This window comes from Pararhizobium sp. (assembly GCF_035497515.1).
Classification (GTDB): Bacteria; Pseudomonadota; Alphaproteobacteria; order Rhizobiales; family Rhizobiaceae; genus Pararhizobium.
In genome coordinates, this window is the sequence record NZ_DATJDJ010000210.1 from 43,669 (window position 1) to 69,452 (window position 25,784).

General features: G+C 62.0%; 25 protein-coding genes. 5 read left to right on the plus strand and 20 right to left on the minus strand.

Annotated elements, in window-relative coordinates:
* Positions 1 to 123: 123 nt before the first annotated feature.
* Positions 124 to 1,158: a LacI family DNA-binding transcriptional regulator gene (locus VL202_RS21715; RefSeq protein ID WP_325466130.1), complete on the plus strand. Its 1,035-nt coding sequence runs from the start codon at positions 124 to 126 to the stop codon at positions 1,156 to 1,158.
* Between the two features lie 93 nt (positions 1,159 to 1,251).
* The gene (locus tag VL202_RS21720; protein ID WP_325466131.1) at positions 1,252 to 2,583 is read left to right on the plus strand and encodes an FAD-binding oxidoreductase; all 1,332 of its coding nucleotides are present in this window, start codon (positions 1,252 to 1,254) and stop codon (positions 2,581 to 2,583) included.
* A gap of 6 nt (positions 2,584 to 2,589) precedes the next feature.
* Here the strand turns inward: VL202_RS21720 and dhaK are convergent, their stop codons facing one another.
* The 20 genes from dhaK to VL202_RS21820 all read right to left on the minus strand — a co-directional run bounded on the left by dhaK (position 2,590) and on the right by VL202_RS21820 (position 22,017).
* Positions 2,590 to 3,585 carry a dihydroxyacetone kinase subunit DhaK gene (gene dhaK, locus VL202_RS21725; protein ID WP_325466132.1) on the minus strand — a complete coding sequence of 332 codons (996 nt, stop codon included), beginning with the start codon at positions 3,583 to 3,585 and terminating at the stop codon, positions 2,590 to 2,592.
* Between the two features lie 78 nt (positions 3,586 to 3,663).
* Complete coding sequence (locus VL202_RS21730; RefSeq protein ID WP_325466133.1) at positions 3,664 to 4,074, minus strand: hypothetical protein; 411 nt, start codon at positions 4,072 to 4,074, stop codon at positions 3,664 to 3,666.
* Entirely contained in the window at positions 4,074 to 5,654 is a 1,581-nt protein-coding gene (locus VL202_RS21735) for a putative PEP-binding protein (protein ID WP_325466134.1), read from the minus strand. Before VL202_RS21735 ends, VL202_RS21730 begins: the two co-directional genes overlap by 1 nt.
* Positions 5,638 to 5,964, minus strand: coding sequence for an HPr family phosphocarrier protein (locus tag VL202_RS21740; RefSeq protein ID WP_325466159.1), 327 nt, complete (start codon positions 5,962 to 5,964; stop codon positions 5,638 to 5,640). The genes VL202_RS21735 and VL202_RS21740 overlap by 17 nt, the downstream gene beginning before the upstream one ends.
* Positions 5,965 to 5,978: 14 nt before the next feature.
* Positions 5,979 to 6,380: a dihydroxyacetone kinase phosphoryl donor subunit DhaM gene (dhaM, locus tag VL202_RS21745; protein ID WP_325466135.1), complete on the minus strand. Its 402-nt coding sequence runs from the start codon at positions 6,378 to 6,380 to the stop codon at positions 5,979 to 5,981.
* Entirely contained in the window at positions 6,377 to 7,009 is a 633-nt protein-coding gene (gene dhaL, locus VL202_RS21750; RefSeq protein WP_325466136.1) for a dihydroxyacetone kinase subunit DhaL, read from the minus strand. Before dhaL ends, dhaM begins: the two co-directional genes overlap by 4 nt.
* Positions 7,006 to 8,652 (minus strand): dihydroxyacetone kinase subunit DhaK, encoded by a 1,647-nt coding sequence (locus VL202_RS21755; protein ID WP_325466137.1) that lies wholly within the window; start codon positions 8,650 to 8,652, stop codon positions 7,006 to 7,008. The genes dhaL and VL202_RS21755 overlap by 4 nt, the downstream gene beginning before the upstream one ends.
* A gap of 72 nt (positions 8,653 to 8,724) precedes the next feature.
* Positions 8,725 to 9,735 (minus strand): ABC transporter ATP-binding protein, encoded by a 1,011-nt coding sequence (locus VL202_RS21760; protein WP_325466138.1) that lies wholly within the window; start codon positions 9,733 to 9,735, stop codon positions 8,725 to 8,727.
* Positions 9,728 to 10,825: an ABC transporter ATP-binding protein gene (locus VL202_RS21765; protein ID WP_325466139.1), complete on the minus strand. Its 1,098-nt coding sequence runs from the start codon at positions 10,823 to 10,825 to the stop codon at positions 9,728 to 9,730. Before VL202_RS21765 ends, VL202_RS21760 begins: the two co-directional genes overlap by 8 nt.
* Before the next feature lie 3 nt (positions 10,826 to 10,828).
* Positions 10,829 to 11,032 carry a hypothetical protein gene (locus tag VL202_RS21770; RefSeq protein WP_325466140.1) on the minus strand — a complete coding sequence of 68 codons (204 nt, stop codon included), beginning with the start codon at positions 11,030 to 11,032 and terminating at the stop codon, positions 10,829 to 10,831.
* Positions 11,029 to 11,982, minus strand: coding sequence for a carbohydrate ABC transporter permease (locus VL202_RS21775; protein WP_325466141.1), 954 nt, complete (start codon positions 11,980 to 11,982; stop codon positions 11,029 to 11,031). Before VL202_RS21775 ends, VL202_RS21770 begins: the two co-directional genes overlap by 4 nt.
* Entirely contained in the window at positions 11,979 to 12,947 is a 969-nt protein-coding gene (locus VL202_RS21780; RefSeq protein ID WP_325466142.1) for a sugar ABC transporter permease, read from the minus strand. The genes VL202_RS21775 and VL202_RS21780 overlap by 4 nt, the downstream gene beginning before the upstream one ends.
* A gap of 101 nt (positions 12,948 to 13,048) precedes the next feature.
* On the minus strand, positions 13,049 to 14,374 hold the full coding sequence (locus VL202_RS21785; RefSeq protein ID WP_325466143.1) for an ABC transporter substrate-binding protein: 1,326 nt from the start codon (positions 14,372 to 14,374) through the stop codon (positions 13,049 to 13,051).
* Between the two features lie 425 nt (positions 14,375 to 14,799).
* Entirely contained in the window at positions 14,800 to 15,684 is an 885-nt protein-coding gene (gene purU / locus VL202_RS21790; protein ID WP_325466144.1) for a formyltetrahydrofolate deformylase, read from the minus strand.
* Between the two features lie 162 nt (positions 15,685 to 15,846).
* On the minus strand, positions 15,847 to 17,154 hold the full coding sequence (gene glnT / locus VL202_RS21795) for a type III glutamate--ammonia ligase (protein ID WP_325466145.1): 1,308 nt from the start codon (positions 17,152 to 17,154) through the stop codon (positions 15,847 to 15,849).
* Positions 17,155 to 17,245: 91 nt separating this feature from the next.
* Positions 17,246 to 18,574, minus strand: a complete 1,329-nt coding sequence (locus VL202_RS21800; protein WP_325466146.1) for an FMN-binding glutamate synthase family protein — start codon at positions 18,572 to 18,574, stop codon at positions 17,246 to 17,248.
* A gap of 14 nt (positions 18,575 to 18,588) precedes the next feature.
* On the minus strand, positions 18,589 to 19,275 hold the full coding sequence (locus tag VL202_RS21805) for a GXGXG domain-containing protein (RefSeq protein WP_325466147.1): 687 nt from the start codon (positions 19,273 to 19,275) through the stop codon (positions 18,589 to 18,591).
* Between the two features lie 38 nt (positions 19,276 to 19,313).
* Positions 19,314 to 20,219 (minus strand): glutamine amidotransferase family protein, encoded by a 906-nt coding sequence (locus VL202_RS21810; protein WP_325466148.1) that lies wholly within the window; start codon positions 20,217 to 20,219, stop codon positions 19,314 to 19,316.
* 116 nt (positions 20,220 to 20,335) lie between these two features.
* On the minus strand, positions 20,336 to 21,031 hold the full coding sequence (locus VL202_RS21815) for an XRE family transcriptional regulator (RefSeq protein ID WP_325466149.1): 696 nt from the start codon (positions 21,029 to 21,031) through the stop codon (positions 20,336 to 20,338).
* 71 nt (positions 21,032 to 21,102) lie between these two features.
* Positions 21,103 to 22,017 carry a GlxA family transcriptional regulator gene (locus tag VL202_RS21820; RefSeq protein WP_414692925.1) on the minus strand — a complete coding sequence of 305 codons (915 nt, stop codon included), beginning with the start codon at positions 22,015 to 22,017 and terminating at the stop codon, positions 21,103 to 21,105.
* Positions 22,018 to 22,174: 157 nt separating this feature from the next.
* Between VL202_RS21820 and VL202_RS21825 the strand changes: the two genes are divergently transcribed.
* From VL202_RS21825 to VL202_RS21835, 3 genes are all read left to right on the plus strand, one after another.
* Complete coding sequence (locus VL202_RS21825) at positions 22,175 to 23,425, plus strand: sarcosine oxidase subunit beta family protein (RefSeq protein WP_325466151.1); 1,251 nt, start codon at positions 22,175 to 22,177, stop codon at positions 23,423 to 23,425.
* Positions 23,426 to 23,436: 11 nt separating this feature from the next.
* Positions 23,437 to 23,709 carry a sarcosine oxidase subunit delta gene (locus VL202_RS21830; RefSeq protein WP_325466152.1) on the plus strand — a complete coding sequence of 91 codons (273 nt, stop codon included), beginning with the start codon at positions 23,437 to 23,439 and terminating at the stop codon, positions 23,707 to 23,709.
* Positions 23,706 to 25,784: 2Fe-2S iron-sulfur cluster-binding protein (locus VL202_RS21835; protein WP_325466153.1), on the plus strand; the 2,079-nt coding region annotated here is incomplete at its 3' end. The genes VL202_RS21830 and VL202_RS21835, both read left to right, overlap by 4 nt.

Sequence of the window (25,784 nt, forward strand, 5' to 3'; positions counted from 1 at the left end):
CGAAATCTACGGTTTTCGCTCCATTTCGATCACCGTAAACGTTTACGGTACTATGAACGTTTTTTGAAACGTGTCAAGAGATGGGCCGTTGAGAAGCGAAATCGCACGGTGGAAGCGGCTGGAATGACGGGCATACGCAGGCTTGCGCAGCATCTGGATATTTCGATCGGAACGGTGTCGCGCGCGCTGAATGGTCGTCCTGACGTCAACGAGGAAACGCGCAAACGCGTGCTCGAAGCCGCCGCTGAACTCGGCTACGTACCCAACCAGTCCGGTCGCAGCCTGCGCCAGGGCACCACCAATATCATCGGCTTCATGATGCAGACCGGCGCGGAGATCACCGGCCAGGGCGACAGCTTCTTCATGAGCGTCTTCGACGGTGTGCAGACGGTCTTTGCCCGCCATCAACTTGATCTGGTCGTCCTGCTCTGCTCGTCGGAAGAGGACCGGGACGATTATCTGCGCCGTGTCGTCGCCCGTGGTTTTGCCGACGGCCTCATCCTGTCGGCGACCCAGCGCCACGATCCGCGTTTCGAATTCCTCGCCAAGCGCAAGATTCCGTTCGTCACGCTCGGACGAAGCCTGACCGATGTCGGCCAGCCTTGGCTCGACCTTGATTTCGAGGGCATGGCGCAGATTTCGATCGACCGACTGGTGGCGAAAGGTCATCGCCGCATCGCCGTCACCCGGCCGCATGACGACGTCAATCTTGGCTATCTCTTCGTCGACCAGAGCCGCAAGGCGCTGGAGGCACATGGCCTCACGCTCGATCCCGACCTGATCTTCAGCTCCACCCCAAACGAAGCCGGCGGTTACCAGATCGCCCGGCAGCTTCTCGCCAGGAAGGACCGGCCGACCGCAATCCTGCTGGTCAACGAAACCATCGCCCTCGGCCTTTACCGGGGTCTCAACGAAGCCGGCTGCAAGCCGGGGCGCGACATCGCCGTCATCGGCCGCCAAAGCCCGCAATCGCATTTCCTGTCGCCGAGCCTCACCGGCTTCAAGCTGTCACGACGCGATCTCGGCATCGCGCTGGCGGAAGCCCTGCTCGCCACCATGCCAGCCTTCAGCCATTTCTATCCGGAAGCGAGCCTGAGAAAAGTCTGGAGCGAGGACCTGGTCGAGGGCGAAAGCGACGCCTTCTCGCTTTCGGGCTGACGCGATTACAGCAGGGCAATCTTTGCGACTTGAAGAACGGCGCGGGGCAGTGCAAACCATTGGGATAATTTTCGAAATCGGAGCCCTTGCCCCATGCCCGGCCCTGCCCTCGATCACAGTGATACCGACCAGATCCTTCCGACAAAGGCGGATGTCGTCACCATCGGCGGCGGGATCATCGGGGTGAGCACCGCCTTGTTTCTCGCCGAGCGCGGCGTCGATGTCGTGCTCTGCGAAAAGGGTGCTCTCGGCGGTGAGCAGTCGAGCCGGAACTGGGGCTGGGTGCGCGTCATGGGCCGCGACCGACGGGAAATTCCGCTCGCCATCGAAGCGCAAAAGATTTGGGACGGGCTCGATGTCCGCGTCGGGGGAAACACCGGATTCCGCCGCTCCGGCATTCTGTATATCGCCGAAACCGAAAGGGACCTTTCCAACCAGGCAAGATGGCTGAAACTGGCGCAAGCGCACGGCCTCGACACCCGCCAGATCGGCGCGGACGAAACCGCGGCGCTGATGCTGGGCGCGACGCAGCGCTACAAGGGCGCGCTCTATACGCCAAGCGATGCCCGCGCGGAGCCGCAAACGGCGGTTCCCGCCATCGCTGCCGGCGCGAGAAATGCTGGTGCCCGCATTCTCACCGGCTGTGCCGTTCGCGGCATCGAGAAAAGTACGGGCCGCATCAGCGCCGTGATCACCGAGAAGGGGCGCATCGAGACGTCATCCGTCGTGCTCGCCGGTGGTGCCTGGTCGCGGCTGTTCTGCAAGGGGCTGGATATCCGGTTGCCGCAGCTGAAAGTCCGCAATACCGTGCTGCGCACCGGCCCGGTCAGCGGCGGACCGGACGGCGCCGGCGCGACATCCAGTTATGCCTACCGAAAACGCATGGACGGCGGCTATACGGTCGCCAATGGCGGCATCAACCAGCATGCGCTGGTGCCCGACAGTTTTGCCTTCTTCCGGGACTTTCAACCGGCCAGGAAGGCGGAGGGCGAATCCGTCCAGGTTGGTCTTAGCGCCCTTAGCTGGCAGGAACTGTTCGAGATTTCCGCCGTGCCGCTCGACCGTCCCGGCGCCTTCGAGAAACACCGCATCCTCGACCCGAAGCCGGACAGCAAGTCCGCCTTGCTGGCATTGCAGGCGGCGGCCGAGGCGATGCCGATCCTGCGCAATGCCGAAGTCCAGCAGATCTGGGCCGGCCTGATCGATGTCACGCCCGATGCCGTCCCGGTGATTTCCGAGGTTGACGACATGCCCGGCCTGATCATAGCCACTGGTTTTTCCGGTCATGGCTTCGGCATCGGCCCGGGCGCCGGGCATCTGGCGGCTGATCTCGTCACCGGCCACACGCCGATCGTCGATCCCGCACCGTTTCGCTTCAGCCGCTTCTCGGACGGCACACCGATCGAAATCGCACCGCCGGTTTGACCGCAACTACCAGCGCAACGACGCCGTATGCACCGGCGCATTCCAGAGTTCGGTCAGGCTATCATCGAGCACGGTCACCGTTATCGACATGCCGGCCATGTCGAGCGAAGTCACATAGGTCCCGACAAGGCTGCGGCTGATGGTGACGCCATGGCCCTCGAAGAACGCCCGCGCCAGCCCGAACACGAGATAGAGTTCCGACAGCGGCGTGCCGCCCAGACCGTTGACGAACAGCAGAATCGACTGTCCGGAGAGCCCGCCGAAATCCTCCAGGATATGGCCGCAGATCAGAGTCACGATCGATGATGCATCGGTGATCTGAGCGCGCGCACGCCCCGGTTCGCCGTGAATGCCGACACCGATCTCCATGTCATTTGGGCCGAGCACGAAGGTTTCGCGCGTCGTCTGCGGCACCGTCGTTCCCTTGAGCGCGACGCCCATCGTCCGGGTCAGACTGACGACCGTATCGCCAAGCATCTTCAGTTCCGGCAGGGTCGCACCCGCTTCAGCGGCCGCGCCGATGATCTTTTCGACCACCAGCGTGCCCGCCACGCCACGGCGGCCGGTTCCGTGCGCCGAACGCGCGACAGCGATATCGTCGCTGACGATAACGGTCTCGATGCGGCGGGGTCCATCTGCCGCCGCCATTTCGGCGGCCATTTCGAAGTTCATGACGTCGCCGTCGTAGTTCTTGACGATCAACAGCGTTCCCGCACCATTATCGGTGTCGCGGATCGCCGAAAGGATCTGGTCCGGCGTCGGTGAGGTGAAGACATACCCGGTACAGGCGGCGTCCAGCATGCCAGAACCGACGAAGCCGGCATGCATCGGCTCGTGACCGGCGCCGCCACCGGAAATGATTGCAACCTTGTCGGCACTCGGCGTCCGTCTCTGAACGTGTTTCCTGTCCGTACCGAACGCAACGATATCGCCATGCGCGGCGACGAACCCCTCCAGGCAATCCTGCGCCAGCATGCCGGCGCTGTTCATGAATTTCTTCATCTCCCGCTCCCTGCCGCGATCGTATCCGAGCAGGGCGAATTTTCCAGTGCCGTTCTCGGCATTTCGGGATGAACCAAATCAGTCTCCCTCGCCGATGATCAGCACGATCTTCTGGATGAAGTCCTGGATGGCCTCGTCGAGCATCCGGTTCTTTCGCTCATCGCCGAAATCGGCGACCATCACCGTCAGTTGCCGCAGGCCGCCGGCACTGCCGAGATCCGGCAGCTTGCCGGGATGCGCCAATTGATAGGCTTCAAGGAAACGATCCTGCTCGGCCTTGCTGACATGGCAGACCTGGAAAATCGTTGCGAGATGCCGGGCGGGCAGCGGCGTGGCATAGCCGGGGCTGGTGATCTGGGTGACGAAGCTGCGATGTTTGCCAAGCGCCACGGCCAAGCGCTGGCGCGTGCCGGACGGCCGGTTGTCGATGATACCAGCGAGGATCGCCTTGTAGGCCATGATGGCCTCTTCGTTTGCGTCGCGTCCCATCAGCTGTCCACCCTCGCCTGCGCCAGCCCCGTCCTTATGACGCCGAGTTGCGCGGGAGCAACCGAAATTTGCCTCAGCCCGACGGCCAGCAACCTCGACAGACTGGCGGGATCGCTGGCCATGTCGCCGCAAATTCCGATCGGCTTGCCCATGTCGCGAGCGGTCTTTACCGCCTGTGCGACCAACCGCAACACGGCCGGCTCAGCCTGCCGATAGAGATCGACAACCGCGGGATTGTCACGGGCGGCGGCGGTCAGATATTGCGCCAGATCGTTGGTACCCAGCGAGAAGAAATCGGCTGACGTAAACGTGTCGAGCATGATCGCGGCGGCGGGAACCTCGACCATCATTCCGATCGCCGGCATGCTGGTCGAAATCTGCCGGGCAGCCAGGGCAGCGGCCTCCTCCTCGAAGAGGCGCCGCGTGTCTTCCACCTCACGCGGGAAAGTCACCATCGGCAGAAGGACCTTCAGCGGTCCCAATGCACCGACGCGCAACAGGGCCCGCACCTGGACTCTGAGAATCTCGGGCCTCGCCAGAAGCAGCCGGATGCCGCGAAGCCCGAGAAAGGCGTTGCGCTCCTCCAGACCGACGCTACCAAGCGGCTTGTCGCCGCCGAGATCGAACAACCGGATGGTCACCGGCTTGTCGCCGGCCCAGTCAAACACCTGCCGATAGAGATCAACCTGCTTTTCCTCGTTGAGGAGATCGGCGGGAGGGACGAGGAATTCCGTTCGCAACAGACCGATGCCGTCGCAGACACCGGGATCCAGCTTGTGGATTTCGGAGAAGTCGTTGATATTGAGCAATAGCTCGATAGCGCCGTTTTGCACCGACATGGCCGGGAAAAATCCGGCTGTCCTATCCGGAACGTCCTGCTCGCGGCTGGCCGCCGCCGCGATATCACTCTCATGCGGATGCACCACGACAATGCCAAGGATGCCATCGGCGAGGACCGGCATTTCCGTCTCGACGGCAAGGCTTCCAAGCCCGACCACCATCGGCACGCCCTTAGCCCGCGCCAGAAGCGCGACATGGCTGGCCGTACTGCCCGCCTCGAGCACGATGCCGCCGCCACCTGTCCAGTCATGGCCAAGAAACAGGCTCGGCGCCATGTCTCGACCGACAAAGATGGAACCCGGCGGGAAATCGTCAGGCGGGCTTCCCTCCAGCGCCCGCAGGACCCGGTCGCGGATGTCGATCACATCGACCGCGCGCGCCTTGACGTCGTCATCCCCAGATTGCTCGAAGCCGGCAATATACTCCTCCAGGGCCGTGGCCCAGGCGCGGGCAGCATTCAATCCTCGCCCGATATGCTCCACCGCCATGTCGCCAATCGCCGGATCGCGCAGCATCTCCACCTGGAACTCGATAATCTCGGCGCTCAAGGGATCATTGCGGGTCATGAGGGATTCGAGGTCGGCGATAGCAATGCTTATCGCTTCCTGGAGCAGATCAAATTCGAGCAAAGGCGATACCCGGCCTTCCGAAAGCCTGATGGCGACGGGCGCAACATAGGCGGGGCCGACCGCATAACCCTGCCCGTTTCCCTGGCCCTGTAGCCTAAGCGCCCCGGACATGGGGTCTTTCCTCGGCGAAATCGTTGACGAACAGGGCTTCGAGCATGGCGATGGCCTCATCGGCCCTGAGACCACGCGCCCGGATACGCAGGGTCGATCCCTTGCGGATGCGCGCGCCCATCACCTTGACGATGCTCTTGGCATTGAGCCAGAGGCCGGACCTATTCACCTCGATCTCGATCGTGCACGGAAAGCTCTTGGCGAGCCGCGTGAAGACGACCGAAGGGCGGGCGTGCAGCCCGACACCATGGGTGATCATCAGTTCGACCGAGGCATTGCCACCGGTTGAACCCGTGCCGTTCAAAGCCATGTGCCCCTTGTCCGTCATGACGGCGACAGCTCCTGCGCCGTCGCCACGACCTTGGCCAGCGACGCCCCACCCGACGCTTCCGCCGCGGCAATGACGGCACCCTCGACAATCGGCGCATTACAGATGACGATGCGCGGAGCGCGCGCCTCGCCGCTCATCTCGATCGCCATTTCACTGTTGGTTTCCGCGCCGCCGAGATCGACGAAGATCGCCACCCCCGCCTCGGACCAGGCCTCGTCGATCGCCTTCAGGATCGCGCCGGTATCGGTGCCGAGACCGCCGGCCGGATTACCGCCGCACCAGGCAAGCGGCACGCTGTTTCCCACCATCTGCCGCACCATGTCGGCAGCCCCCCTGGCAACGAGCGGCGAATGGGAAACGATGACGATGCCGACATTCTCTCTGCTGACAGTCATTCGATGCCTGCCTCCGTCAGTTCCCGACAGATCGTGGCGGCGAGAAGCGCACAGCTGGCGGCACCGGGGTCCATGTGACCGATGGAGCGTTCGCCCAGAAACGAAGCCCGCCCGCGCATGGCCTTCATGTCGATCGTCATTTCGGCAAAACCTTGAACGTGCTGCGCCAGCAGGTGAAGAGGCGTGTGCCTTATCACCTCGTCACTGAGAGGGTAAAGAACGTCCAGCAGCGTTTTTTCGCCGGTGGACGACTTGCCGCGCCGGGCGACGGCGGCAACGGCTTGAGACAAGGCGTTCGGCCAGTTGGATGTCCGGCGCAGAGCAGCGCCCAATTCCAGCAACAGGGTGCCATAAAGAGGTCCCGCCGCACCGCCGATGTTCATCACCAGCGTCGTGCCAGCAGCCATCAGCGCATCCGCGGGCGGCATCGTCGCCAGTTGCCGGCTTTCCGCCGCCAAAGCATCCAGCCCGCGCCGCAGGTTGGTGCCGTGATCGCCGTCACCGATCGCGCGATCGAGATCGCAGAGATCGGCTTCCCGTTCGGCGATGGCTTCCCGGCACGCCTCGATCATACGGCTGATCACTGCTGCGTGGTCGATGACCGGCCGGGGTTCGTCCACAGTGATCATGCCGGCTCCAGAATGCCGGCTACGGCGGCGAAGACTTCAGCGACGGCATGCGCGCCGGGATCCATCACGCCATCAAGATCGCTTTCGCCGATATAGGCTGATCGCCCGGCCTTGGCCTTGCGCATCTCCTTCGTCGCTTCCGCGCCCTTCCGCGCCGCCTCCGCTGCGGGACGGAAGCCGCCGCTTGCCAGGGCATGCAGCGCCGGAGACAGCGCATCGACCATGGTACGGTCGCCCGGACGCGCGCCGCCATAGTAGGTCATACGGTCCAGTCCGGCCAGAAGTGCCGCCACCAGCGTCGCCCCGTCGCCGCTCGCCTTGCCGGCTGCGGTGAAGAAGATCGACAGGAGCACACCGCTCGATCCGCCCATGGCGGTGGACAGCGTTTCGCCGATCACGGCGAAAAGCGCTGCCCTGTCGGCAAAGGGCAAGCTGCCCGCCAAAGCCTGAATGCTGCGGACGCCGGTCGCCACCGTCGAGCCGGTATCGCCATCACCGGCCTTGGCATCCAGCCGGTTGAGTTCTGTCTCCAGACCAATCAACCGCTCGCAGACCGAGGCGACGACACGCTCGACCGCCGGATCCCGGCTGACCGAGACAGCTGCAATCGCCTTTGCCGCCTTCGGTGCCGGCAGGATCGCCACATCTCGAGGCTCAACGGCCGCCAGCCAGGCGTGCGGCGCGACGGGTGCCAGCAAGGCCTTCCGGCGCTCCGGATCGAGCCGGATCAGCGACAGCGAAAAGCCGTTCATGTTGAGCGCCGTCATCAGAGGCCCCGGCCCGACCGTCAAAGTGACGCGAGATGCAAAGGGCGAGCCGAGAACAGCATTGGCGATTAGCGACATTTCCACCGGTGGCACAGCACCGAGATTGTTGATCAGCAGGGCATAGTCGCCATCCCGCTTCATCGCGGCAGACAACCGTTCCGTCATGATGGCGATGATGCTGTCGGCCGCCCGGACGGTGATCTTCTCGACGCCGGGCTCGCCATGGATGCCGAGGCCCAGTTCACCCTGATCGGCTGCCAGCCTGTCCTCATGCGGCTGGCCGGGAATGGAGCAGGACGAATAGGAGACACCGAGCGATACGATATCGGCAGCGGCAGCCTTTGCCGCAGCCGCAACCGAAGTGAGGCTTTCGCCGCTTTCGGCCAGATGCCCGGCGATCTTGTGGACGAAGAGCGTGCCCGCGACGCCGCGCGGCTGGTTGATATCGGGCAGCGCGATATCATCGGCGACGATGACCATCTCGACATCGAAACCTTCCGCCCGCGCCTTTTCCGCCGCAAGGCCGAAGTTCAGCCGATCGCCGGTATAGTTCTTGACCACCAGCAGGCAGCCCGACTTGCCGGTCACGGCGCGGATCGCCGTCAGGACCGCGTCGACACTGGGCGAGGCAAAGATTTCGCCCGATACTGCCGCCGTCAGCATTCCCCTGCCGACGAAGCCGGCATGTGACGGCTCATGGCCGGCGCCGCCGCCGGAAATAACGGCGACACGGGATCTGTCCCAATCGGCACGAACGATCACCTTGATGTCCGGATAACTGTCGAGGCGCGCCAGCGTTCCGGGCTGCGACGTCCGCAACAGCCCGTCGAGGGCTTCGGTGACAATGTTTCCCCTGCGATTGAAGAAATGTTTCATGGCCTTCATCCAGTCCGTTATCGACCTGCATCCTTCCGCCGCGGCGTGAATGATGCAACCTCCGTGTTTTGATTATACAAGCCGTTGTCCGTCCGATCCGAAATAGAGCGGATCCTTCAACATCAAGGTGATCTTGTCACCCGGCATGACGGGCACATAGGGGTTGGCCAGCGTAACCAGCTTGTGCCCGCCGATGCGCATGTGCAGATGGCTCTGGTCGCCCAGATGCTCGATCCAGTCGATCTCGGCATTGGCATTCCCGTTTGCCGCATGAATTTCGAGATGCTCGGTGCGCGCCCCGATCGTCTTCGTTCCGCGCGGCGGTCGGCCGCCAGGAACCAAGCCTTCGGGGATGAGGTTGATATGCGGCTGGCCGAGCCTTGCCGCCACATGCAGGTTGACGGGGTTGCTGTAGATTTCGCGCGGCGTTCCCAACTGAACGAGTTCGCCATCATTGAGGATACCGATCCTGTCCGCCATCGTCATCGCCTCGATCTGATCGTGGGTGACGTAGAGCAGCGTCGAGCCGAGTTCACTCTGGATGCGTTTCAGTTCCAGTCGCAATTCACCGCGCAGCTTGGCATCGAGCGACGAGAGCGGCTCGTCCATCAGGTAAATCGACGGCTTGCGCACCAGCGCGCGGCCAATGGCGACACGCTGCATTTCGCCGCCAGAAAGACGGGTTGAACGGTTTTCCAACTTGTGATCGATCCGCACCATCCGGGCGACTTCGCGGACGCGCCGGTCGATTTCGGCCTTGCCCAGCCGCCTCGCGGGCGAACGCAGCGGAAAGGCCAGGTTTTCGTAGACGGTCAGATGCGGATAGAGGGAATATTGCTGGAAGACGAAGGCGACGTCACGGCCGGCCGGTGCAGCACCCGCCATATCCTGTCCGCCGATCGTCATGCGGCCCCTGTCCGGCTTCTCAAGCCCCGCGATCAGCCGCAGCGTCGTCGTCTTGCCGGCTCCCGTCGGACCGAGCAGGACGATAAATTCACCATCGCGAATGGTTAGCGTCAGGTTACGTACCGCCTCGGATTCACCGAACGATTTGGAGATATTCTGGAGCGACACCTCAGCCATGACGGGCCTCCGTATAAAGGGATGATTTCACCGCACGGCCCGAAGCGCAGTCGAACAGGGAGAGTTTCTCGCTGTTGAGTTCAAGCCCCACAGTCTCGCCGATCCGGAAGGTACGGTCGGCCGGGACTCGCGCCTTGAGCAGGCCCTTGCCGGTTTCGATGGCGACGATCTGGTTGGTGCCAAGGTATTCGGCGCCATAGACCGAGCCACGCAAGGCCGAACTGTCGTTGAAGCGGATATGCTCCGGCCGGATACCGAGCGCCAGTTCACCCGTCGCCATATCCTGACGCACTTCCGGAAGCGCTATCTCCACACCATCGACAGAGACAGACCGCGTGCCCATCTGCAGGCCAGAGGTGAATTTCAGGAAGTTCATCGGCGGCGAGCCGATGAAGTCAGCGACATACATGGAGGCCGGGTGATGGTAGATTTCCTGTGGCGTCCCGAACTGCTCGATAATGCCGTGGTTCATGACCGCGATCTTGTCCGCCATGGCCATCGCTTCATGCTGGTCATGGGTGACGTAGACCGTCGTTGCATGGATGCGATTGTGCAGCTCGCGCAACTCATGGACCATGACCTCGCGGAATTCCGCATCAAGCGTTCCGAGCGGCTCATCCATCAGGAAGCATTTCGGCCGCCGCACGATCGCCCGCCCGAGCGCCACCCGCTGCCGGTCGCCGCCCGCAAGACCGGAAACGGACTTGTCGAGAATATGGCTGATCTGCAGGAGCTTTGCCGTCTCCTCGACGCGCGCCTTGATCTCCGCCCTCGGCACGCCCTGCGACAGGAGCGGGAAGCCGATATTCTTGCGCACATTCATATGCGGATAGAGCGCGAACAGTTGGAAGACGAAGGCGATGTCGCGTTCGCTGGCGCGGTTGAAGGTGACGTCCTCGCCATCGAGATAGATCTTGCCGCTGGTCGGCAGTTCCAGGCCCGCGATCATCCGAAGCGTCGTGGTCTTGCCGCAGCCCGAGGGCCCCAGCAGCGCCAGGAACTCGCCGTCCTCGACGGTGAAGCTCGAATCCTGCACCGCGACGAAATCGGCGAACTGCTTGCGCAGGTTTTCAATCCTGATTTCAGCCATGGGTCACTCCGGAAATTTCGACACGATGATGAACATGACGGTACCGACCAGAAGCGTCACCAGCGAATAAGTATAGAGGATCAGCGCGAAGGGCTGGAACAGCATCAGGAAGCCGATGGCGATCAGCGCCGTTGCAATATTTTCCATCGGCCCGCGCCGGAAGAAGAAAGGGCGCTTCTTCGTCAGTTTGGTTATTTCCTTGGTCATTTGCGCACCGCTCCGAAAGTTATTCCGCGCAGCAGCTGCTTGCGCAGAAGGATGGTGAAGACGAGGATCGGCACGAGGAAGATGGTCGTTCCGGCGGCCACCGCCGGCCAGTCCTGTCCGCCCTCGCCGATGATCGTCGGGATGAAGGGCGGCGCCGTCTGCGCTTCGCCGGACGTCAGGAGAGCGGCAAAGGCATATTCGTTCCAGGCGAAGATCAGGCAGAAGATGGCCGTGGCCGCGATCCCGGTCGTCGCCTGCGGCAACACGACCTTCCAGAAGGCCTGCAGCCGCGTGTAGCCGTCGATCATCGCCGCCTCCTCGTATTCACGCGGAATCTCGTCGATGAAGCCCTTGAGCAGCCAGACCGCAAGCGAGACGTTGACGGCGGTATAGAGCAGGATCATGCCGAGCGCCGTATCGGAGAGGCCAAGCTCCCGGTACATCAGGAAGATCGGAATGGCGACGGCGATCGGCGGCATCATCCGGGTCGACAGGATGAAGAACAGGAGATCATCCGCCAGCGGCACCTTGAAGCGCGAGAAGCCGTAGGCCGCCAGCGTTCCGAGGAAGACGGCCAGGAATGTCGAGCCAAAGGCGATCACCAGCGAATTGACGAAACGCGGCAGGAAGTTGGACGGCCCGGCAATCACCATGTTGCGTTTGCGCGAGACTTCGTCGCAGGTGCTGGTCGGCGCCGGCAGAGAGGCGATGTAGTCCGGTGTCTGCCGGGTGCGCGTGGTGAAGAGGTTGCAATAGCCCTCGAGTGTCGGCGAGAACAGGATCTTTGGCGGATAGCTGATCGAATCCGGCGGCGATTTGATGCTGGTGAGGAAAATCCAGGCCAGCGGCACCATGGTGATCAGCGCATAAAGGATGACGATCGCACCGGCGATGCGCTTGGTCGTGAGGCTCGGCTCAACGACTGAATGGGCTGAGTTGACGGCGCTCATCGTTGCTTCACCTTGTTGAGTGCTTTCACATAGATATTGGCGAGACCGAACACCGCGACGAAGAGAACGATGGCAAAGGCCGAGGAGCGTCCCGTCGCCCAGGCCTCGAAGGCCTGCCGCTTCAGGGTGATGGAAGCGACCTCGGTGACCGAACCCGGCCCACCGCCGGTGAGCAGCGTCACCATGTCGAACATCTTGAAATTCTCGATGCCGCGGAAGAGCACGGCCAGCATGATGAACGGCAGCGCCATCGGCACGGTGATCGACCAGAACTGCCGCCAGGCAGATGCACGATCAACCTCTGCCGCCTCGTAAATATAGTCGGGAATGGAGCGCAGGCCGGCAAGGCAGATCAGCATCACATAGGGCGTCCACATCCAGGTATCGACGATGATGATGGCCCAGGGCGCCAGCGAAACATTGCCCAGCATCTGGATCTGCGTCGTCGGGATACCGGTCAGGAACGACACCGCATAGGCGAACAGTCCGATCTGCGGCTCATAGAGAAAACGCCAGAAATTGCCCACGACGGCGGGCGACAACATCATCGGGATCAGCACGATCGTGGTCCAGAACGCATGGCCGCGAAACTTGCGGTCAATGAGATAGGCGAGCGCAAACCCGATCAGCATCTGCAAGAGGATCGTCCAGAAGACGAAATGCGCCGTCGTCTGCATGGCCTGCCAGATGTCGGGGTCGTTGAGGACCCGCTCGTAGTTTCTCAGGCCCACGCCCTCGACGACGGCATTCGGTCGGTTGGCGCGGTAATTGGTGAAGGACAGATAGACCGCCCAGAGCAGCGGAAAGATATTGATGGCCAGCAACAGGGTGATGGCCGGCGCAATAAACAGCCAGGCAATTGCCCTGTCGGACAGGCCCCTGACGCGGGTCGCAATCGGCATCGGCGTGGCTTTCGCCGCCACCTCTGCCGCCTTGTCGATAATGGAAGAATTGGAAAGGGTCAAAACGTCACCTGGTCTTCATGGACATGATCAAGCTGGCGGCCCGGCCGTTCGCCGGTCCGGAACGCCATCCGGGGAGGTGTCCCCCAAGGGCAAGAATCCGATCAGATCTTGCCATCGTCCTCGAAGGTTTCGGTCCAGTCCTTCACAAGCCCGTCGAGGGCTTCCTTGGCTGTTCCGTCGCCGGCAATCACGTAATTGTGGACCCGCTTCTGCATGGCTTGCAAGAGCGGCGCATAGCTCGGCTCGGCCCAGAAATCCTTGACGATCGCCATGGAGTCGAGGAAAGCCTGCGCATAAGGCTGGCTGGCGGCGAAGCCCGGCGCGTTAACGACCGCATTGAGGCAGGAATAACCGCCGAGTTCCCACCATTTCGCCTGAACGTCGGGCTGCGCAAACCACTTGATGTATTGCAGCGCCTGTTCCTGCTTGTCGGAATAGGCGACAACGGAGATACCCTGGCCGCCGAGCTGGGCGAAATGCTTCTTTTCCGCCGGGTTCGGGAAGAAGCCGATCCGGTCGCCACCGACCTTTTCGTCCTTGTAGAGGCCGGGCCAGGTGAAGGCGAAGTTCATCTGCATGGCCACCTGGCCGGATTTGAAGGCGTCCGCAGATTCGGTCATGTAGACGTTGGAACTGCCGGGCGGTGTGCAGCAATCGTAGAGCGACTTGTAGAATTCAAGGCCCTTGACCGCATCCTCGGAGTTGACGAAGCCCTCCATCTCATAGGGCTTGTCCGGATTGTCGTACTGGAAGCCCCAGTCATAGAGCACATTGGTGACGCCCATTGTGATGCCTTCCGAGCCGCGCTCGGTATAGATCGAGGCGCCATAGACCGTCTGACCGTCGACCTTGCGGTTCTGGAAGAATTCGGCGATCTGCTTCAGCTGCTCATAGGTCTTCGGAGCATCCAGCTTCCAGCCGTATTTCTCCTCGAATTCCTTCTGCAACTCCGGCTTTTCGAACCAGTCCTTGCGATAGGTCCAGCCGACCACGTCGCCCATGGCAGGCAGTGCCCAGTAGTTCGGCGTATTCTTCGGCCACTCCGAATAACCGACGACGGTCGCCGGCACGAAGTCATCCATCTTGATGCCTTCCTTGTCGAAGAATTCGTTCAGCTTGACGTAATGGCCGTTTTCAGCCGAGCCGCCGATCCACTGGCTGTCACCGATGATCAGGTCGCAGAGCTTGCCGTGGGAATTGAGCTCGTTGAGGAAGCGGTCGGCATAACTCGTCCACGGCACGAATTCGAACTTCATCGTCGTGCCGGTCTTGGCGGTAAAATCCTTGGACAGTTCCACCAGCGCGTTCGCCGGGTCCCAGGCGGCCCAGCACAGAGTCAGCTCTTCGGCCTGCGACACCGACGGCAGGGCCGTGAACATCGTCAGTACCGTCGTTGCGCCCAGAAGGGCCTTGGTCAGTTTCCGCATGTAATCCTCCCAGATACAGAAGCCGGCACCACGCCGTCCTCGCGAATTCGACTGCTGGCGCGCGGCCGCAAATTTCGTTCCCCCGAAACATGCACCAGCGCACCGTCACCTGCCGGGGACAGCACCACGCTTGAATTTATTGAGCTCCCCGCCCTTTGCCCTGGCCTCACACCCGCCGTGTTGAGCAATATGTTTAGTAATATCCAATTTACTAAACATGACAAGAGGCAATCGTTGCTGCGGCGCACAACGGCGGCACACCGGAAAATCCGGAATTTTCGCTGCAGGGAAAATACTCCCGACTAAACAAATAGTTCAGTTGAAGGGGCCGCTCGTCGCCAGCGCCAAACAAAACATCCCCGAATGCGAAAAGCGTTCGGGGATGCGCGACGAAAACAGTCAAAATGCTGCAGGGCAGGCTGGGATCAGCCCATGCGTTCCGATGCATAGGAGCCCGGGCTTGCCGGGAAAACGACGGTGCGATTGCCGTTGATGAAGGTGCGATTGTGGATATGGGCATGCACGGCACGGGCCAGAACCTGGCTTTCGACATCGCGGCCGATCGAAACATAGTCTTCCGCCGACTGCGCATGGGTGATGCGGGCAATGTCCTGCTCGATGATCGGACCTTCGTCGAGATCGGCGGTGACATAATGCGCCGTCGCCCCGATCAGCTTCACGCCGCGCTCATAGGCCTGCTTGTAGGGATTGGCGCCCTTGAACGACGGCAGGAACGAGTGGTGGATGTTGATGATCTTGCCCGACATTTTCTGGCACATGGAATCCGACAGAATCTGCATGTAGCGGGCAAGCACGATCAGTTCCGTGCCGGTCTGCTCCACCACGTCCATGATGCGGGCTTCGGCCTGCGCCTTGTTGGCCTTGGTCACCGGAATATGGTGGAACGGGATGTCGTGGTTGACGACGACCTTCTGGTAATCGAAATGGTTGGAGACGACGCCGACGATCTCGATCGGCAGCGCGCCGATCTTCCAGCGGTAGAGCAGGTCGTTCAGGCAATGGCCGAACCGCGACACCATCAAAAGCACCTTCATCCGGTGCTCGCTGTCGCGGATATCGGCCGCCATGCCGAACTTCGCCTTCACCGCCTCGAACCCCGCTGAAAGTTTTTCCAGCGACGCTCCTTCCTGGCTGATGAAGGTCAGGCGCATGAAGAACAGCCCGGTTTCCAGGTCGTCGAACTGCGAGCTGTCGGAGATGTAACAACCCTCTTCCGCAAGATAACCCGTGATCGCAGCGACAATGCCGCGCGTGGACGTGCAGGATACGGTCAGGACGTAGCTTTTCATCGGTCTCAGTCTCATGGCTCGAGGTCTTCGCCGGCCCTCCCGGCCCGGCATCGTGAAACGGAAGCTATCGCGACGCCGGCCTGCCCGTCCATCCGTTTCGCGACATCGGATAGCAGGAACAGGCCATGTCGTCTCTTCTCGTCTTTAAACAGTTAACGACACTCAGATATCGAGTGTCGTCTGGCGCTCCCATTCGGTGAACTGGGAGGCATAGTTGTTCCATTCGATATGCTTGAGCTTCAGATAGGATGCGGAAAAATCGAGGCCGAGCGCGGCCTTCAGTTCCTCGTCCTTGTCATAGGCGCGCAGCGCATCGAGCAGGTTGAGCGGCAGCTTCGGCGCATCCTTGATCGTATGGCCATCCTTGTACATGTCGATATCGTAGTGCGGGCCTGGATCGGCATTCGTGCGCAGGCCGGAGAGACCGGCGGCGATGATGATCGCCTGCAGCAGGTACGGATTGACCGCACCATCCGGCAGGCGAAGCTCGAACCGGCCGGGACCGGGCACGCGCACCATGTGGGTGCGGTTGTTGCCGGTCCAGGTCACCGAGTTCGGCGCCCAGGTGGCGCCCGAGATCGTCCGCGGCGCGTTAATGCGCTTGTAGGAATTGACCGTCGGATTGGTGATGGCAGCAAGCGCCGAGGCATGTTTCATGATGCCGCCAAGGAATGTGCGGCCCTTGGCAGACAGGCCGAACGGCATCGCCTTGTCGGCAAAGGCATTGGTCTTGCCTTCGAGATCCCAGACAGAGATATGGGCGTGGCAGCCATTGCCCGTCAGCCCCTTGAAGGGCTTGGGCATGAAGGTTGCCCGAAGCCCATGCTTTTCGGCGATCGACTTGACCATGAACTTGAAGAAGGAATGCTTGTCGGCCGTCTGCAGCGCGTCGTCATATTCCCAGTTCATCTCGAACTGGCCGTTCGCATCCTCATGGTCGTTCTGGTAGGGTTTCCAACCCAATTCCAGCATCGCGTCGCAGATTTCGGCGATGACATCGTAGCGGCGCATGACGGCCTGCTGATCGTAGCAGGGCTTTTCCGCCGTATCATACTGGTCGGAAATCACCGAACCATCGGGCGAGATCAGAAAGAATTCCGGCTCGACGCCGGTCTTGACGCGCAGACCTTCCCTGGCGGCTTCGTCGATCAGCCTTTTCAGCAGCACGCGCGGCGCCTGATCGACCGGCTTGTCGTCCATGACGCAATCGGCGGCGACCCATGCGACATCCTTCTTCCAGGGAAGCTGGATGGCAGAGGAAGCGTCGGGCATGGCGAAGAGATCGGGGTGGGCGGGCGTCAGGTCGAGCCAGGTGGCAAAACCGGCGAAACCGGCGCCATCGGCCTGCATGTCGGCGATGGCCTGTGCCGGAACCAGCTTGGCGCGCTGGGCGCCGAACAGGTCGGTATAGCTGATCATGAAATATTTGATGCCGCGTTCCTTGGCAAAGGTCGAAAGATCGAGTGTCACTGTGTTCCCCTTTGGATTATTCAGACACTTTTTCATGGGAATGACCGCCGCTGCCTTGGGAGATCAGCGACGGCCGAATTTTTATCGAGGGTCAGAAACCTCCCTTGCCCGGGATCCAACTGGTGCCGGCGAGCGGCACCTGCGCCATGGCCGAGGCTTCGATCGTCAGGGCGACGAGGTCTTCCGGCTCCAGGTTGTGGAGATGATTCTTGCCGCAGGCGCGCGCGATGGTCTGCGCTTCCAGCGTCATAACCTTGAGGTAGTTGGCAAGACGGCGACCGGCTGTGACCGGATCGAGACGCTTGGCAAGCTCCGGATCCTGCGTGGTGATGCCGGCCGGATCCTTGCCTTCATGCCAGTCGTCATAGGCGCCTGCGGTGGTGCCCAGCTTCTGGTATTCCTCTTCCCAGTGCGGGTCGTTGTCACCGATGGCAACAAGAGCGGCCGTGCCGATCGCGACCGCATCGGCACCCAGAGCCAAAGCCTTCGCCACATCGGCGCCCGAGCGGATACCGCCCGAGATGATCAGTTGTACCTTGCGGTGCATGCCGAGGTCTTGCAGCGCCTGGACGGCCGGACGGATGCAGGCGAGCGTCGGCATGCCGACATTCTCGATGAAGACGTCCTGCGTTGCCGCCGTGCCGCCCTGCATGCCATCGAGCACGACGACGTCGGCACCGGCTTTTACGGCGAGCGCGGTATCGTAATAGGGACGCGCGCCGCCGACCTTCACATAGATCGGCTTTTCCCAATCGGTGATTTCGCGCAGTTCCATGATCTTGATTTCAAGATCGTCCGGGCCGGTCCAGTCGGGATGACGGCAGGCCGAGCGCTGGTCGATGCCCTTCGGCAGGTTGCGCATGTTGGCGACGCGATCGGAAATCTTCTGGCCGAGCAGCATGCCGCCGCCGCCGGGCTTGGCGCCCTGGCCGACCACGACCTCGATCGCATCGGCGCGGCGCAGGTCCTTCGGGTTCATGCCATACCGCGACGGCAGGTACTGGTAGACGAGCGTCTGGCTGTGGCCGCGCTCCTCGTCCGTCATGCCCCCGTCGCCGGTGGTGGTCGAGGTGCCGGCGATCGTCGCACCACGGCCGAGCGCTTCCTTGGCATTGCCCGACAACGCACCGAAGCTCATGCCGGCGATCGTGATCGGCGTCTTCAGCGTGATCGGCTTCTTGGCGAAGCGCGAACCGAGAACGACGGATGTATCGCATTTCTCGCGATAACCTTCGAGCGGATAACGGGAGATCGACGCACCGAGGAACAGCAGGTCGTCGAAATGCGGAACCTTGCGCTTGGTGCCGGCGCCACGAATGTCATAGATCCCGGTCGCCGCCGCGCGGCGGATTTCGGCAAGCGTATAGTCGTCGAAGGTGGCTGACCTGCGCGGCGGGGTATAGGGGTTGTGGTAGCTCATGAAATATCCCTGCCTTAGTACGCGTCAGCGTTGTCAATGTTGAAATTGTAGAGCTTGCGGGCCGAGCCGTAGCGCTTGAACTCTTCCGGTGCGACGCCGGTCACGCCGGCCTTTTCCAGAAGCTCTGTCAGCACCTTGATGTGCTTCGGCTTCATTTCCTTCTCGACGCAATCGGCCCCGAGGCTCTTGACCTCGCCGCGCACGAAGAGCTTCGCTTCATAAAGCGAGTCCCCCAGCGCATCGCCGGCATTGCCGAGAACGACGAGATGGCCGGACTGCCCCATGAAGGCGGACATATGGCCGATATTGCCGTGGACGACGATATCGATGCCCTTCATCGAGATGCCGCAGCGCGAGGCGGCATTGCCCTTGATGACCAGAAGACCGCCGCGACCGGTAGCGCCAGCATATTGGGACGCATCACCTTCGATAACGACCGTGCCGGACATCATGTTTTCGGCGACACCGGGACCGGCGGAGCCATGAACGGTGACGGCACCGCCGTCATTCATCCCGGCGCAGTAATAACCGACACTGCCACGCACCTCGACGGTGACCGGTTGGTCGATGCCGACAGCGACGGCATGGCTGCCGCGCGGATTGACGACCTCGAAATTCGTGTCGTTGGTTCCCGGCGCGATCGCGTGCAGGGCACTGTTCAGGTCGCGCAGCGGCGTTGTGGCAAGGTCGAAGGTACGCATCGCTTCAAGACTTTCTCGTTGTACGCTGACATTCACGGTTAGGCGGCCTTCTCATGATCCCAGAAATAGACGGTTGCAGGCTCCGGCTCCCAGACCCGTGCATCCTCGATGCCCGGCAGGTTGACGAGCGCGCGATATTCCGAACCAAAGGCGATGTACTGGTCCGTCTCGGCCATCACCGCCGGCTTGCAGGCGATGGGGTCGCGCACGACGCCGAAGCCGGACTTGGTTCCGACGACGAAGGTGAAGAAGCCGTCGAGATCGTCGAGCGCGCTGGTGAGCGCCTGCCCAAGATCCTTGCCCTTGGCCATTTCGGCGGTGAGGTAGGCGGCAGCGACTTCCGAGTCGTTCTGCGTCTCGAAGGTCATGCCTTCGCGCACCAGTTCACGGCGCAGGTTGTTGTGATTGGAGAGCGAGCCATTGTGCACCAGGCACTGGTCGGCGCCGGTCGAGAACGGATGCGCACCGAGCGTGGTGACGGCCGATTCCGTCGCCATGCGGGTATGGCCGATGCCATGGGTTCCGCCCATCTCGCGAATGCCGAACCGGGAAACCACGTCCTTCGGCAGACCGACTTCCTTGTAGATCTCGACGCTATCGCCCGAACCCATGACACGCATGCCCGGCCGTTCCTTTGCCAGCAGTTCGCGCACGGCGGCGGCCTGGTCGGCGGCGACCTCGACAACCGCATGCGTGTTCTTCAATTCGACGGAAACACTGGCATCGGCCGGCTTCAGCAGCTTCGCCAATCCGGCAAAATCGGTCGATGGCGATGCCGACTGGACCGTGATTTTCGCCCGCCCATCGGACGGCGCGCCGTAGATCGCGATGCCCGCGCTATCAGGCCCGCGGTCGGACATGATGACCAGCATATCGGACAGCATGGCGCCCAGTTTCGGCTCCAGACTCTTGTCCTTCAAAAACAATCCGACAATTCCGCACATGGGACAATCCTTCGTTTTCGTTGATGAAAAGATGGATAGCAGTTGCGGTTTCGAATTTCAACTGAGAAGAAAGTTATTTTCTTTTAAGGCAATATTTTTCAGTGAGTTTTGGACACCTAGATTCCACCCCGTGTCTGCGGATAGGAAATGATCGACAGGTAGCGGATCGGCAGCTTGATCAGTTCTTCCGGCCCGTGGCGGGCGTCGGCGTCGAAGAACAGGCTGTCGCCCGGCTGCATGGTGAAAAGCCGGTCGCCGTGGCGGTAAACGACTTCACCTTCGAGCATATAGAGAAACTCCATGCCCTCGTGCTGGAAGGCCGGGAACGTATCGGAATCCGCGGTCAGCGTGATGAGGTAAGGCTCGACGACGACGCCGGCGGTGTTGTTGTCGATATGGCCGAGCAGATTGTATTGATGTCCGGCGCGCGTACCGCGTCGTTCCAGTTCCACGCCCTCTCCCGCCTTGACGAAAACCGCGTTTCGCGGCTCTTCGTAGCGCCGAAAGAAGGCCGTGACGGGAACACCGAGCGCGCGCGACAGGGACTGCAGCGTCGTCAGCGACGGGGAGATGTTGCCGTTCTCGATCTTCGACAGCATGCCGAGCGAAATGCCGGTGGCAGTCGCAAGGTCGGTCACGGTGATGCCGAGCTTCTTGCGGAAGGCGCGAACCTCGTGTCCGATGGCGATTTCGAGGTTGTTTTCTTTCGGCTCGCGCAGCGCGTGCGGATCCTGCAGGAAAGCAGCCTTCAATGCCGGATGCTCGTCGTCCGTCACCCGGCCGATATCGATGATTGGCTGCTTCTTTGCCATTCGGCGCGTCTCCCCTGCCTGTCCGCCAACAGACTATCCTGAGAGTGAAATTTTCTCAACCGGGAAGAATATTAGTCAAGCGGTTCGTGAATTGCCATTTGCCGCTGCGAACGCGGCGCAGCGCCGAAAGCGGCGCGGTAGCTGCGGGAAAAATGACCGGCGCTGGAAAAGCCGGTGGCGAATGCGATTTCGGAGATCGACAGCGGGCTCTGCTGCAGCAGCCGGCGAGCGTGATCGAGCCGCAGCTTGCGATATTCGTTGAGGAAGGACGAGCCCATCTGCGTGGAGAACAGCCGATCGAGATGACGCGGCGACAGGCCGGCGAGTGCTGCCATGGCCTGACGGTCGAGCGGCGCCTCGATCGTTGCCTCCATCTTTTCCAGAACGGTCAAAAGTCCGGGATGATTGACGCCGTAGCGCTCGGCGAGCGACGCGCGCTGCGGCGCGCTCGATCCTTCGACATGGGTATGGAGATACCAGTCGCTGACCCGACGGGCAAAATCGGAGCCCATGCGCTCGGCGATCAGCGCATGCATCATGTCGAGTGGCGCCACGCCGCCGCCGCAAGTGATGCGGTTGCCATCCAGCACATAGCGCGCCTGCCGGGGCGCAAGCGATGGAAAGGCCTCCATCAACGCCGGCGCATGTTCCCAGTGAATGGTGAAATCACGATCCTCCAGCAGCCCGGACGCCGCCATCAGATAAGGACCGCCGGAAATGCCGCCGATGCGTACGCCTTCCCGGGCCAACTGCCGCAGGCAGGCAAGCACCGAAGGGACGTTCCAGTCCACAGGCGTGCCGCCGGCACAGACGAAGACAGTGTGCAGGCCGGAGCCGCGTCCCGGCAGGGCCGCCGAGGGAACCGGTATGCCGGAAGATGTCAGCGCCTCATCGCCTTCGCTGACATGCGAGGACAGGCTGTAGATCTCCCGGCCGGCCAGGAGATTGGCGGCACGCAACGGCTCGACGGCGGAGGCATAGGACATCAGCGCAAATCCCGGAATGAGGATGAAGCCGATCTTCTGCAGGTTTTTGAGTTCGTCTGCCGCCACGTCCCTATTATGTGCAAAATTGTCTCTTTTCTGCAAGTCCCGAAAAACAATCCTGTCATGATCGGCGGCAATCATTCAGGGTCAGATCGCCATGCGCTACTCCGCCTTTTCCGTTTTCCTGAACGCGCTTCGCGGCAACAAGGGCTGGAAGCCGGCCTGGCGAAGCCCCGTCCCGAAGAATCATTATGACGTGATCATCGTCGGTGGCGGCGGGCACGGGCTTGCCACCGCCTATTACCTCGCCAAGGAATTCGGCGTCACCAATGTTGCCGTCCTGGAAAAGGGCTATGTCGGTTCCGGCAATGTCGGCCGCAACACGACGATCATCCGTTCCAACTACCTTCTTGAGGGAAACAACCCCTTTTACGAACTGTCGATGAAGCTCTGGGAAGGGCTGGAGCAGGACTTCAATTTCAACGCCATGGTCTCGCAGCGCGGCGTGCTCAATCTCTACCATTCCGATGCCCAGCGCGATGCCTATACGCGGCGCGGCAACGCCATGCGCCTGCACGGCGTCGATTCGGAACTGCTGGACCGCAACGGCGTCCGCCAGATGCTGCCCTTCCTCGATTTCGACAACGCCCGCTTCCCGATCCAGGGCGCCTTGATGCAGAAACGTGGTGGCACCGTGCGCCATGATGCGGTGGCCTGGGGCTATGCGCGCGGCGCCGACAGCCGCGGCGTCGACATCATCCAGAATTGCGAGGTCAAGGGCATCCGCCGCGACAACGGCAGGGTCGTCGGCGTCGAGACCAGCCAGGGTTTCATCGGCTGCGGCAAGTTGGCGCTGGCGGCGGCCGGCAATTCCACCACCGTCGCCGATATGGTCGACATGAAGCTGCCGATCGAAAGCCATGTGCTGCAGGCCTTCGTCTCGGAAGGCTTAAAACCCTTCATCGATAATGTCGTCACCTTCGGCGCCGGGCATTTCTATGTTTCGCAATCCGACAAGGGTGGCCTCGTCTTCGGCGGCGATATCGACGGCTACAATTCCTATGCGCAACGCGGCAATCTGGCGACGGTCGAGCATGTTGCCGAGGCCGGTGTCGCGATGATCCCGGCGCTGTCCCGTGTCCGGGTGCTGCGCTCCTGGGGCGGCGTCATGGACATGAGCATGGACGGCTCGCCGATCATCGACCGCACCCATATCGATAATCTCTATCTGAACGCCGGATGGTGTTACGGCGGCTTCAAGGCCACCCCCGCCTCCGGCTTCTGCTATGCCCACCTGATCGCCAAAAACGAACCGCACGAGACAGGCCGGGCCTTCCGGCTCGACCGCTTCGCGCGCGGCAAAATGCTCGACGAAAAGGGCGTTGGCGCCCAACCGAACCTGCATTGAGGACCTGAAAGATGGCCAGCCTGATCGCCTGCCCCCATTGCGGGTCGCGCCCCAAGGAAGAATTCACCGTCCGCGGCGACGCCGGCATCACCCGCCCGGCCCCGGATGCCGGCGAGGATGCCTGGTACGCCTATGTCTACCTGCGCGACAATCCGCGCGGCCGCCACAGGGAACATTGGCACCACACATCCGGCTGCCGCCGCTGGCTGGTGGTCGAACGCGACACCACGACCCACACGATCCATGCCGTTACGGATGCGAGCACGCAGGGAGAGACCGCATGAGCTCCTATCGTCTTTCCCGGGGCGGCCGCATCGATCGCGCAAAGCCGCTCGACTTCACCTTTGACGGCAAACCGATGCAGGGTTTTGCCGGCGATACGCTGGCATCCGCGCTGCTCGCCAATGGCCGCCAGCTTGTCGGTCGCAGCTTCAAGTATCACCGCCCGCGCGGCATCCTGACGGCAGGTGCTGCCGAACCGAATGCGCTGATGACGATCGGCGAAGGCGGGCGCACAGAAGCCAATACGCGGGCAACACTGGTCGAGCTCTACAGTGGCCTCACAGCCAGGAGCCAGAACCGCTGGCCGTCGGTCGATTTCGACCTTGGCGCGGTCAACAGCCTGCTCTCGCCCTTCCTCAGCGCCGGCTTCTACTACAAGACCTTCATGTGGCCGGCTGCCTTCTGGGAAAAGATCTACGAGCCGATCATCCGCAAGGCCGCGGGCCTCGGCCGCGCCACCTATGAGGCCGATCCGGATTCCTATGAGAAGTGCTGGGCGCATTGCGACCTGCTGATCATCGGCGCTGGTCCTGCCGGTCTTGCGGCGGCGCTGACGGCCGGTCGGGCTGGCGCGCGTGTCATCCTTGCCGACGAAGGCTTCGAACCAGGTGGCGCGCTGCTGTCGGAGACGGAACAAGGCACTGCAGACCTGCTCGCGCAGACGACTGCCGAACTGGCAAGTCTGCCGAATGTCCGCATCTTCTCACGCACCACCGTGTTCGGCTGGTATGACGGCAATGTCTTCGGCGCCCTCGAAAGCGTCCAGAAGAACACGGCGACGGTCGATCCGAACCGCCCGGTCGAGCGCATCTGGCGCATTGCCGCGAAATACGCGATTCTTGCGTCCGGCGCGGAAGAACGGCCGCTTGTATTCGGTGGCAACGACATTCCGGGCGTGATGATGGCGGGCGCGATGCGCGCCTACCTCAACCGTCAGGCTGTCGCCCCGGGCCACAGCACCGTCATCTTCACCAATGATGCTTCCGGCTACGCGACCGCCCGCGATCTGGAAGCCGCCGGCCTGCATGTCGCCGCCATTGTCGACAGCCGCCCGGATGCATCGCCCAAGTGGACCGGCAGCGCCCGGGTCCTGACCGATGCCGTCGTCCTCGACGTCAAGGGCGGCAAGGCCGTGAAGAGTGTTGCGGTCCTCAGCAACGGGCGCCTAGAAACCATTCCCGCTGACGCGCTCGGCATGTCCGGCGGCTGGAGCCCGATCATTCACCTCGCGTGCCATCGCGGCGCAAAGCCGGTCTGGTCGCATGCCAAGGCTGCTTTCCTCGCGCCGGAAAAACAGGACGGCCTGACACTTGCCGGTTCGGCCGCCGGTCTTGGCAGCATCGAAGCCTGCCTCGGCGATGGCGCGACAAAGGCTGCCTCGGCCTTGCAGGCGCTGGGTTTCTCGAATGTTTCCGCCGCTTTCGCAGCTACCGCTGACAAGGCCATCGTCTCCAAGCCGCTCTGGCGAGTTCAGGGCTCGAAGGGCAAGGCCTTCGTCGATTACCAGAACGACGTGCACCTGAAGGATCTCGGCCTCGCCGTCAGCGAAGGCTATGGCCATGTCGAGCTTGCCAAGCGCTACACCACCAACGGAATGGCGACCGATCAGGGCAAGCTGTCGAACATCAATGCCATCGGCATCCTGGCGGAAGCACGGAAGGTCTCGCCGGCGGACCTCGGCACCACCACCTTCCGGCCGTTCTACACGCCACTGTCCTTCGGTGCCCTGACCGGCGCCTCCAAAGGCAAGCACTTCCAGCCGGTGCGCAAGTCGCCGCTGCATGACTGGGCCAGGAAGAACGGCGCCGTCTTCGTCGAGACCGGCCTCTGGTACCGCTCTTCCTGGTTCCCGAAGGCAGGCGAAACGACATGGCGCGAGAGCGTCGATCGCGAAGTTCTCAATGTCCGCAGGAATGCGGGCATCTGCGATGTCTCGACGCTCGGCAAGATCGAGATCTACGGCAAGGATGCGGCGGAATTCCTCAACCGCATCTATTGCAACGCCTTCCTCAAACTGCCGATCGGCAAGGCACGCTACGGGCTGATGCTGCGGGAAGACGGGATGATCTACGATGAC

What these genes read in the sequence shown, in the direction of transcription:
- VL202_RS21825 (WP_325466151.1), top strand. Translation starts at nt 22,175, where the DNA reads ATGCGCTACTCCGCCTTTTCCGTTTTCCTGAACGCGCTTCGCGGCAAC.
- dhaM (WP_325466135.1), bottom strand. Translation starts at nt 6,380, where the DNA reads ATGACTGTCAGCAGAGAGAATGTCGGCATCGTCATCGTTTCCCATTCG.
- VL202_RS21715 (WP_325466130.1), top strand. Translation starts at nt 124, where the DNA reads ATGACGGGCATACGCAGGCTTGCGCAGCATCTGGATATTTCGATCGGA.
- VL202_RS21815 (WP_325466149.1), bottom strand. Translation starts at nt 21,031, where the DNA reads ATGGCAAAGAAGCAGCCAATCATCGATATCGGCCGGGTGACGGACGAC.
- VL202_RS21760 (WP_325466138.1), bottom strand. Translation starts at nt 9,735, where the DNA reads ATGGCTGAGGTGTCGCTCCAGAATATCTCCAAATCGTTCGGTGAATCC.
- VL202_RS21775 (WP_325466141.1), bottom strand. Translation starts at nt 11,982, where the DNA reads ATGAGCGCCGTCAACTCAGCCCATTCAGTCGTTGAGCCGAGCCTCACG.
- VL202_RS21730 (WP_325466133.1), bottom strand. Translation starts at nt 4,074, where the DNA reads ATGGGACGCGACGCAAACGAAGAGGCCATCATGGCCTACAAGGCGATC.
- VL202_RS21800 (WP_325466146.1), bottom strand. Translation starts at nt 18,574, where the DNA reads ATGAGCTACCACAACCCCTATACCCCGCCGCGCAGGTCAGCCACCTTC.
- VL202_RS21770 (WP_325466140.1), bottom strand. Translation starts at nt 11,032, where the DNA reads ATGACCAAGGAAATAACCAAACTGACGAAGAAGCGCCCTTTCTTCTTC.
- VL202_RS21765 (WP_325466139.1), bottom strand. Translation starts at nt 10,825, where the DNA reads ATGGCTGAAATCAGGATTGAAAACCTGCGCAAGCAGTTCGCCGATTTC.
- dhaK (WP_325466132.1), bottom strand. Translation starts at nt 3,585, where the DNA reads ATGAAGAAATTCATGAACAGCGCCGGCATGCTGGCGCAGGATTGCCTG.
- VL202_RS21785 (WP_325466143.1), bottom strand. Translation starts at nt 14,374, where the DNA reads ATGCGGAAACTGACCAAGGCCCTTCTGGGCGCAACGACGGTACTGACG.
- VL202_RS21755 (WP_325466137.1), bottom strand. Translation starts at nt 8,652, where the DNA reads ATGAAACATTTCTTCAATCGCAGGGGAAACATTGTCACCGAAGCCCTC.
- VL202_RS21805 (WP_325466147.1), bottom strand. Translation starts at nt 19,275, where the DNA reads ATGCGTACCTTCGACCTTGCCACAACGCCGCTGCGCGACCTGAACAGT.
- dhaL (WP_325466136.1), bottom strand. Translation starts at nt 7,009, where the DNA reads ATGATCACTGTGGACGAACCCCGGCCGGTCATCGACCACGCAGCAGTG.
- purU (WP_325466144.1), bottom strand. Translation starts at nt 15,684, where the DNA reads ATGAAAAGCTACGTCCTGACCGTATCCTGCACGTCCACGCGCGGCATT.
- VL202_RS21735 (WP_325466134.1), bottom strand. Translation starts at nt 5,654, where the DNA reads ATGTCCGGGGCGCTTAGGCTACAGGGCCAGGGAAACGGGCAGGGTTAT.
- VL202_RS21740 (WP_325466159.1), bottom strand. Translation starts at nt 5,964, where the DNA reads ATGGCTTTGAACGGCACGGGTTCAACCGGTGGCAATGCCTCGGTCGAA.
- VL202_RS21820 (WP_414692925.1), bottom strand. Translation starts at nt 22,017, where the DNA reads ATGTCCTATGCCTCCGCCGTCGAGCCGTTGCGTGCCGCCAATCTCCTG.
- VL202_RS21830 (WP_325466152.1), top strand. Translation starts at nt 23,437, where the DNA reads ATGGCCAGCCTGATCGCCTGCCCCCATTGCGGGTCGCGCCCCAAGGAA.
- VL202_RS21810 (WP_325466148.1), bottom strand. Translation starts at nt 20,219, where the DNA reads ATGTGCGGAATTGTCGGATTGTTTTTGAAGGACAAGAGTCTGGAGCCG.
- VL202_RS21720 (WP_325466131.1), top strand. Translation starts at nt 1,252, where the DNA reads ATGCCCGGCCCTGCCCTCGATCACAGTGATACCGACCAGATCCTTCCG.